We start from the raw sequence: 8,158 nt of genomic DNA, 5'->3' as shown, positions 1-8,158 counted from the left end.
TCGGTGGGCTGCAGGCGCTGCACGACGAATGGGCCGTGACCTACAGCGAGACGCTCGGCGTCACGATCGAGCACACCTACAACGAGCCCGGCGCGGCCACCGAGGCCCTGCAGCTCGCGAACCAGAGCAATCAGCTGCCCGATGTCTACACACCGCTGGTCGGGCTCCCGATCCCGGCCCTCGTCGAGGCCGGGTGGATCCACGAGATCACGGTCTCGGACGAGACTCGGGCTCGGCTGCCCGAGGGCACCTTCGTGGAAGGGCTCTCGATGCTCGACGGCAAGATCTACGGGATGCCGACCTTCACGGACAAGCAGTTCGTGGGGATCGCCTGGTACAACGCCCGCATTCAGGAGGAGCTCGGGTTCGAGCCGCCCACCAGCTACGACGAGCTGATCGCCGCGCTGCAGCTCGTGGCCGACGACGGCACCTACGCCCCGATCACGATGGCGCTGGGAGCCACCGGGCGCATGCGGGAGCAGATCGACGACCTTGCTCAGGCAGGCGGGTTTCCCGGTTTCACCGGACTGCGGTTCGACACCGGCGAGTACGAGTACCACCACGACTCCTACATCAACGCGATCGAGCTGTACAAGGAGATCTCCGACAAGGGGTTCCTGCTGCCCGGTTCGAACAGCTTCCAGATCCCGGACGCGCGTGGCCGTTGGGCCGCCGGCGAGATCGCGTTCCACATGGACGGCCCGTACTCGCCCGGCGCCGTGCGCTCGCTCAACGCGGACATGCTGCCCGACATGGCGATCGCCGGGATGCCCACGCCGAACGGTGAGGACGTCGTGGCGACCAAGGGAGCACGCGGCGCGGACTGGGTGGTGGGTGGCACCACACAGATGGCCGAGCTCGCCAGCCAGCTCGTGGAGACGTTCACGCAGGAGGACTACCAGACCGCCCTCGCGGCCGGGATGGACCAGCCGCCGATCCTGCTCGACGTCGTTGCTGACGCCGACGTGATCGAGCCCTACGCCTGGTTGGTGGAGGAGTTCCGTACCCGTGTGTTCCGCGCACCCCAGCCGATCGTGAAGAACGTCGAGGTCGCGAAGGTCAACGCCAAGCAGGCGCCGGTCGCGCCTGAGCTCGGCGACGTCATCCAGGGCTACCTCGGTGGCGAGATCACCGACCTGAGGCAGGCTCTGGTGGACCTCAGTGACGCCAACTCGGCCGCGCTTGACGAAGCGATCGAGTCGGCTGTCGCCGAGGGGGCCGAGGTCAGTCGCGCGGACTGGGAGTTCCCGGACTGGGAACGCGGCGTCGACTACACGTACTGAGACAACGACAGAAGGCGAAGGACGGCGGAATGGACACCTTTCCCACGGAGCGCACGGCGATCGTGACCGGAGCGGCCTCGCACCGCGGCATCGGGCGGGCGACGGCGCAACGGTTGGCACGCGAGGGCTGGTCCCTCGGACTGCTCGACATCGAGGGCGAGGAGGTCGCCGCGCTCGCGGCGGCCCTCGCCGCCGAGCACGGCGTGGCCGCCGTCGGGATGGGGGTGGACGTGGCCGACGAGCAGGCGGTGCGCTCCGCCGTCGACGATCTCGAGAAGGACCTCCCCCCGATCGTGGGGCTGGCGAACATCGCGGGAGTGAGCTCGCCCGACCCCTATCTCGACCTGCCCGACGGCGAGTGGGGCCGGGTCATGCGTGTCAACCTCGACGGCGTCCATCACGTCACGAGGCGGGTCGCCCAGGCCATGGTGCGAACCGGCGTGGGGCGCATCGTGTCGCTGTCGTCGGTGTCGGCGCAGCGAGGTGGCGGCACCTACTCCAAGACGCCGTACTCGGTGGCGAAGGCCGGGCTGATCGGGCTCACGCGTGCGCTCGCCCGCGAGCTCGGTCCGTACGGGATCACGGTCAACGCGATCGCTCCCGGCCCGATCGACACCGACATCATGGGCGGCACCCTCACCGAGGAGCGCAAGGCGGCGATGGCGGCGGACGTGCTCGTGGGGCGGGTCGGCACGGTCGACGACATCGCCTCCGCCATCAACTTCCTGCTCGGCGCGGAGTCGAGCTACATCACGGGCCAGACCCTCAACGTCGACGGCGGGATGTACATGCACTGACTCAACGCTCTTTCGGCACGGCGCGCCTTTCAACGCTCTTTCGGCACGGCGCAGGATTCAACGCTGATTCGGCAACGCGCCGGAAGTGCGTTGAGAGGTGGCTGGTGCCGGAAGAGCGTTGAAAGCGGGGGTGCGGATCAGGTCGAGAACGCGCGGAGGAGGTCGCGGCGGGTGGTGGCAAGGTGCCTGCGCATGGCGCGGGCCGCGCCGGCGGGGTCGTGAGCGGCGATCGCCTCGAGGATGCGGCGGTGCTCGTCGAGCAGGTCGCCGAGGTCGGGGTGGCCCTGCTGGTATCCGCGAAGGCTCTGCAGGCGCCCGACCTTGAGTGGCTCGGCCATGCCCTCGACGATGAGGCTGATCATGTGGTTCCCGCTCGCGGCGGTGATGCCGTGGTGGAAGCGCATGTCCGCAGCGGTGAAGGTGTCGTCATCCTTGGCGTCGGTCATGGCGCGCAGCGCGGCGGCGAGGCTGTCGATCTGGGGCTGGGTCGCGTTGCGGGCGGCGAGCTCCGCCGCGTGCACCTCGATCGCGAGCCGCACCTCCAACAGCTCGAGGAGACCGCGCGCGTCGCGCCGCACGGTGGAGGAGAAGAAGTCGCGCAGCTGGGTGGCGTTCGGACCGGCGACCACCGGGCGGCGCCCGTGACTGACCTCCACCAGCCCGCGTGCCGCCAGCGACCGCACGCCTTCACGGACCGTGAGCCGGCTGATGCCGAGCTCGGCCGACAGCTCGCTCTCCGAAGGAAGCGAGTCGCCCGGGCCGTAGGTGTGGTCGAAGATCAGGTCTTCGAGGTGGGCGACCACGGCGTCCGAGGCGGTGCGCGGTGGCACCCGCCCGCCGTCGGGCTCGTCCGTGGTCGTCGCCATGGCCCCATGGTGCCAGAACAACCGCCGCCAACACCGCTGATGAGTGGGCGGCCGTCACGCGGAAGGCACGCCGCCCGCCGAGATCGTAGTTTCGTGCCGAGATCGGAGGTATGGATCGACGATCTCGCTGTAGACCTACGATCTCGGCGTGTGGGCAGGCCCTGGTCGCGGTGAGCGACGCGCGCTAGGCTTCTCGATAACTCGTCAGATGAGTTACTGCTCACCCAGCGGAGAGAGAGCACCACGGATGATCGAACGGATCGAGCGGGTCGCCGTTGTCGGCGCCGGATACATGGGCACCGGGATCGCGCAGCGACTCGCGGCCGCGGGGGTTGCGGTGACCGTGACGGACGCGACCCCCGAGCAGGCGGAGCAGGGCCGGGCGCGGGCGTTGCGTGATGTGGCGCGCGATGTCGAGGCGGGGCTGCTGCCCGCCGGCACCACCGACGCGGTCGAGGCCAACCTGACCCCCGCCGCCACGCTCGAGGACGCGGTCCGCGACGCCGACTTCATCGAGGAGGTGGTCCCCGAGGTCCTCGACATCAAGCGCGATGTGCTCGCTCGGATCTCGGCCGCGGCCACGCCGGACGCGATCATCGGCTCCAACACCTCCACGATCCCGGTACGGCGGATGGCGGATGCGGTCGAACGTCCGGAGCGTTTCCTCGTGGTGCACTGGAGCAACCCGGCGCACCTGGTCCCCGGTGTGGAGCTGGTGGTGGGCGAGCACACCGACCGCGGCGTGCTCGACCCGGTCAAGGCGCTGCTGGCCCGTGCCAGCTGGGTCGGCGCGGTGGTGGGCGACGCCCCTGGCTTCGTGCTCAACCGGCTGCAGTACGCGCTCGTGCGCGAGGCGTTGCTACTGGTCAGCGAGGGCCACGCCACGGCCGAGGATGTCGACATCGTGCTGCGCACCACGCTCGGGTTCCGGATGCCGTTCATCCCCCCGATCGCGATGCTCGACATGGCCGGCCTCGACGTCTACGACAAGTGCTTCGGCCTGCTGCAGGCCGAGCTCGGCGACCGGTTCTCCGCACCCTCCGTGCTCACCGAGGCTGTGGCCGACGGCCGCCATGGCATGAAGAACGGGCGCGGCCTGTTCCGCGACTACCCGCCCGAGACACTGGACGAGATCGCAGCCTGGCGCGCCAAGGCGTACACCGGCATGAGTCGACTGCTCGCCGAGCTCGGCCCGATGCCCGGAACCCAGACCGAGACTGAGACCGAGGAGCTTCCCGCATGACTCGACCCACCGCGCAGACCTGGCCGATCGGCGTCGGCCTCCCGCAGGTCCAGGGCACCACTCCGGATGGCCGCGACGTCACCACGGCCGGCCCCGCCGCCTGGCGTCCGGTGTTCGGTGAGGTCGCCGACGCCGGGTTCACCGAGATCGACCTGTTCACCTCGCACATCCGGATCTCGGATCTCGACGGCGCAGGCCGGGACTCCCTGCTGCGCACCCTGGGCGAGTACGGGCTGAGGATCAGCGCTGTGCCGCTGGCGCGGCGCAGCATCATCGACAAGGACCCGGACAGGGCGGCCGCGAACCTGCAGTTCGCGCTCGACACCGTGCGCGCGGCCGGCGAGCTCGGTGTCGGGCTTGTCTGCCTCGGTCTGCACCAGCCGCTGACGCCGGCGCAGCAGGAGGCGCACTGGTTCTGGCTCGCCCAGGGCGAAGAAGACCCGGACGATCCCGCGGTCTGGGCCTCCGCCGTCGAGGGTTTCCAGACAATCGGGGAGGAGGCCGGGCGACTGGGTGTGCAGATCTCGCTCGAGATGTACGAGGGCACCTACCTCGGCACCTCCGAGAGCTCGGTGAGGCTGAAGACCGACATCGGCCTCGCGAACGTGGGTCTGTGCCCCGACATCGGCAACATCGTGCGGCTGCACCAGCCGGTGGAGGACTGGAAGGCGATGCTGGAGCGGATGCTCCCGCACACCAACTACTGGCAGCTGAAGAACTACCTGCGTGACCACGACCCGGCCACCGGGGCGTACTTCTCCGCACCCGCACCGCTCGAGAGCGGCTACATCAACTATCGCGAGGCGATCGCGATGGCACTCGACGCCGGTTTCGACGGTCCGATGTGCGTGGAGCACTACGGTGGAGACGGGCTCAGCGTCTCGGCCACCAACCGTGACTACATCCGCCGCATCCTGCGCGCCAAGCTGGAGGCTCCTGCATCATGACGCACCTGGTCAACGACCCCAAGAAGTTCGCCGCCGACGTCCTCGCGGGCTTCGTGCGAGCGCACGCGGACCGCGTGATGGCCGTGCACGGCGGCGCCGTGCGCACGACCGAGACGCCTCAGGGTGAGGTAGCGCTCGTGCTCGGCGGCGGTTCCGGCCACTACCCCGCGTTCGCCGGCTGGATCGGTGAGGGGATGGCGCACGGGGCGGTGTGCGGGAACATCTTCGCCTCCCCCTCGGCATCGCAGGCGGCTTCGGTGGCGCGCGCGGCCGACGCGGGTGGCGGCGTGCTGTTCGGCTTCGGCAACTACGCGGGCGACGTGCTGCAGTTCAGCCGTGCGGTAGAGATGCTCGCCAAGGAGGGCATCGAGGCCCGGATCCTCACGGTGACCGACGACATCGCGTCATCGGACACGCACGCCGAGCGGCGCGGCATCGCGGGCGACCTGCCGGTGTTCAAGATCGCCGGCGCGGCGGCCGCGCAGGGCTGGTCGCTCGACGACGTGGAGCGCGTCACCCGCCACGCGAACGACCGGACGTTCACGATCGGCGTCGCGATGTCCGGGTGCACGTTGCCCGGCGCGGACGCCCCGCTGTTCTCCGTGGCAGAGGGCTCGTTGGCCATCGGGTTGGGCATCCACGGTGAACCCGGGCTGAGCGAGGTGCCGTTGGGAACGGCACAGGAGGTCGCCGACGACATGGTGGACCGGCTGCTCGCGGCATTCCCTGCTGATCGTGGTGACCGAGTCGCCGTGCTGGTGAACGGGCTCGGCGCGACCACGTACGAGGAGCAGTTCGTGGTGTTCGCGCGCGTGGCCGAACGGTTGGAAGCGGAGGGCTTCACTCTCGTGGACCCGGAGGTCGGTGAGCACGTGACCAGCCTCGACATGGCCGGTCTGTCGGTCACCGCCACCCTGCTGGACGACGAGATGGAGCCGCTGTGGCGGGCACCGGTGGATACGCCCGCTTTCCGGCGGGGCGCCTTCGGGTCGACGACGGCGGCGCCCCCTCGGCGCGCCGCGTTGCCTCAGCAGGTGGTCGCCGAGCGCACGTCCGGATCGGGAGCGTCCCAGGCCGCCGCCGGCGTCGCGCTGGGCAGGCTCGACGAGGTCGTGGACGTGCTCAAGGAGCACGAGGCCGAGCTCGGCGCGCTCGATTCGGTCGCCGGTGATGGCGACCACGGCCAGGGCATGGTGCTCGGCGTGGTCGGTGCGGCTGAGCGTGGCCACGAGGCCGCGTCCGCCGGCGTCGGGCTCGGGACCCTGCTGACTGAGGTCGGCGAGGCGTGGGCAGAGAGCGCCGGCGGCACTTCTGGCGCCCTGTGGGGCGCTGCGCTGGTCGCCGCAGGCGAGCGGCTCGGCGATACCGAGGCACCCACCCCCGGTGACATCGCCGAGGCGGTGGCCTCCGCCGTCGGGGCCATGCGTGAGATGGGCAAGGCCGAACCCGGCGACAAGACGATGATGGACGCCGCGATCCCGTTCGCGGAGGCGCTCGCCGAGCGGGTGACCGCCGGGAACGATCTCGCGGTGGCGTGGGCCGAGGCGGTGCGCGTGGCGTCGGATGCGGCGGACGGTACCGCGGCGATGCAGGCGAAGAAGGGTCGCGCGAAGACGCACGGAGACCACTCGGTGGGGCACGCCGACCCGGGTGCGATCTCGTTCGTGCTCGTGGCGAAGACAGTCGTTCCGAAGGAGGCATGAGATGGGACTGCGGATCGTGGTGGGCGCGGACAGCGCCGGGTACGACTACAAGGAGGCGCTCAAGGCGGACCTGGAGGCGTCGGGGCTCGTCGATCAGGTGATCGACATGGGCGTGGACGCCGGTGGCGACACCGACTACCCGCACATCGCCGTGGCGGCGGCAAAGCGGGTGGCCGACGGCGGCGCTGACCGAGCGCTGCTCGTGTGCGGAACCGGGCTCGGCGTGGCGATCTCGGCGAACAAGGTGCCCGGTATCCGCGCCGTGACCGCACACGACTCCTACTCGGTGGAGAGGTCGGTGCTCTCCAACAACGCGCAGGTGCTGTGCTTCGGGCAGCGGGTCGTGGGGCTGGAGCTCGCTCGACGGCTGGCCGGCGAGTGGCTCACCTACACGTTCGATCCGGCCTCCAGCTCGGGTCCGAAGGTTGCGGCCATCGAGGGGTACGACAGCGGGGAGCTCCTGGCGGAGGCCGCTGAGCAGCGCTGTGGCTGACGGCGGTTCGGGCGCGGCATCTCGATCGGGTCCGCCAACGGCGTGGATCGGCACGAGTTGGAAGATGACCAAGACGCTCGCCCAGGCGCGCGCGTTCTCGGGTGCGCTCGTCGACGTCCCGTGGGCAGCGGGCCTCCAGCCGTTCGTCATCCCTCCGGCGACGGCGATCGCAACGGTGGCAGAGTTGCTGCCGCCCGGTGGTCCCGTGCTGGTGGGTGCGCAGGACGCGCACTGGGAGGACGAGGGCCCCTGGACCGGCGAAGTGTCGGTGCCGCAGGTCAAAGACGCGGGCGCTCGGCTACTTGAGATCGGGCACTCGGAGCGCCGCGCGCACTTCGGCGAGACCGATGAGCGCGTCAACCTCAAGGTTCAGGCGGCGCTGCGACACGGACTTCTTCCGTTGGTGTGTGTGGGTGAGGACGCGGGTCAGCGGGCGGCTGGCTCGGCCGTGGATGTGGTGTCCGCGCAGGTCAGGGCCGCTCTCGACGGCGTCCCGGATCATGCTCAGGTCCTGCTGGCCTATGAGCCGGTCTGGGCGATCGGGGCTAGTGGTACGCCGGCGGAGCCGGAGGACATCGCGGAGGTCGTGGCCTCGATCGTCGCGGTGGGTCAGGGTCGACCGGTGCTCTACGGCGGGTCGGTGGCCCTGGATAACGCCACCGGGCTGATCGACGTCGCCGGTGTGGACGGGCTGTTCGTGGGGCGCGCGGCCTGGGATGCCGCGGACTTCGTTGCACTCGCGGAGATCGTGGCGCAGCGTTCCACGTGAAACGGTGCGGGCTCAGCGGTCGCTGAAGCCGTGGCTGCGGACGAGTTTGCGGAGGTT

At 70.2% G+C, this 8,158-nt stretch carries 8 protein-coding genes; 7 read left to right on the top strand and 1 reads right to left on the bottom strand.

The genetic code is table 11. From position 1 onward, the window contains the following. Both ACOJSN_RS11340 and ACOJSN_RS11335 read left to right on the top strand, forming a co-directional pair. Positions 1–1,283 (top strand): ABC transporter substrate-binding protein (locus tag ACOJSN_RS11340; protein WP_420112607.1); only part of this gene is annotated, 1,283 nt, incomplete at its 5' end. Positions 1,284–1,312: 29 nt separating this feature from the next. Then, positions 1,313–2,080, top strand: coding sequence for an SDR family NAD(P)-dependent oxidoreductase (locus tag ACOJSN_RS11335; protein ID WP_420112606.1), 768 nt, complete (start codon positions 1,313–1,315; stop codon positions 2,078–2,080). Between the two features lie 137 nt (positions 2,081–2,217). On the opposite strand, the gene ACOJSN_RS11330 is transcribed toward ACOJSN_RS11335, so the two are convergent. Then, positions 2,218–2,946: a FadR/GntR family transcriptional regulator gene (locus ACOJSN_RS11330; RefSeq protein WP_420112605.1), complete on the bottom strand. Its 729-nt coding sequence runs from the start codon at positions 2,944–2,946 to the stop codon at positions 2,218–2,220. 247 nt (positions 2,947–3,193) lie between these two features. On the opposite strand from ACOJSN_RS11330, the gene ACOJSN_RS11325 reads away from it, so the two are divergent. Genes ACOJSN_RS11325 through ACOJSN_RS11305 form a run of 5 tightly spaced genes read left to right on the top strand, consistent with a single transcriptional unit; the run spans position 3,194 to position 8,101 of the window. Beyond that, positions 3,194–4,189, top strand: a complete 996-nt coding sequence (locus ACOJSN_RS11325; protein WP_420112604.1) for a 3-hydroxyacyl-CoA dehydrogenase family protein — start codon at positions 3,194–3,196, stop codon at positions 4,187–4,189. After that, complete coding sequence (locus ACOJSN_RS11320; protein WP_420112603.1) at positions 4,186–5,136, top strand: sugar phosphate isomerase/epimerase family protein; 951 nt, start codon at positions 4,186–4,188, stop codon at positions 5,134–5,136. The genes ACOJSN_RS11325 and ACOJSN_RS11320 overlap by 4 nt, the downstream gene beginning before the upstream one ends. After that, positions 5,133–6,839: a dihydroxyacetone kinase family protein gene (locus ACOJSN_RS11315; RefSeq protein WP_420112602.1), complete on the top strand. Its 1,707-nt coding sequence runs from the start codon at positions 5,133–5,135 to the stop codon at positions 6,837–6,839. The genes ACOJSN_RS11320 and ACOJSN_RS11315 overlap by 4 nt, the downstream gene beginning before the upstream one ends. 1 nt (position 6,840) lies before the next feature. Beyond that, positions 6,841–7,332, top strand: a complete 492-nt coding sequence (locus ACOJSN_RS11310) for a ribose-5-phosphate isomerase (RefSeq protein ID WP_420112601.1) — start codon at positions 6,841–6,843, stop codon at positions 7,330–7,332. Further along, on the top strand, positions 7,325–8,101 hold the full coding sequence (locus ACOJSN_RS11305) for a triose-phosphate isomerase (protein ID WP_420112600.1): 777 nt from the start codon (positions 7,325–7,327) through the stop codon (positions 8,099–8,101). Before ACOJSN_RS11310 ends, ACOJSN_RS11305 begins: the two co-directional genes overlap by 8 nt. Positions 8,102–8,158 lie beyond the last annotated feature (57 nt).

Origin of the sequence: Pseudactinotalea sp., assembly GCF_048594945.1 — a bacterium.
Lineage (GTDB): Bacteria > Actinomycetota > Actinomycetes > Actinomycetales > Beutenbergiaceae > Pseudactinotalea.
Note: the sequence above shows the minus strand (reverse complement) of the source record. Positions and strands in the feature narration are given on the sequence as shown.

Coding starts and splice junctions, on each gene's coding strand:
- ACOJSN_RS11315 (WP_420112602.1), top strand. CDS start 5,133: ATGACGCACCTGGTCAACGACCCCAAGAAGTTCGCCGCCGACGTCCTC.
- ACOJSN_RS11325 (WP_420112604.1), top strand. CDS start 3,194: ATGATCGAACGGATCGAGCGGGTCGCCGTTGTCGGCGCCGGATACATG.
- ACOJSN_RS11310 (WP_420112601.1), top strand. CDS start 6,841: ATGGGACTGCGGATCGTGGTGGGCGCGGACAGCGCCGGGTACGACTAC.
- ACOJSN_RS11330 (WP_420112605.1), bottom strand. CDS start 2,946: ATGGCGACGACCACGGACGAGCCCGACGGCGGGCGGGTGCCACCGCGC.
- ACOJSN_RS11320 (WP_420112603.1), top strand. CDS start 4,186: ATGACTCGACCCACCGCGCAGACCTGGCCGATCGGCGTCGGCCTCCCG.
- ACOJSN_RS11335 (WP_420112606.1), top strand. CDS start 1,313: ATGGACACCTTTCCCACGGAGCGCACGGCGATCGTGACCGGAGCGGCC.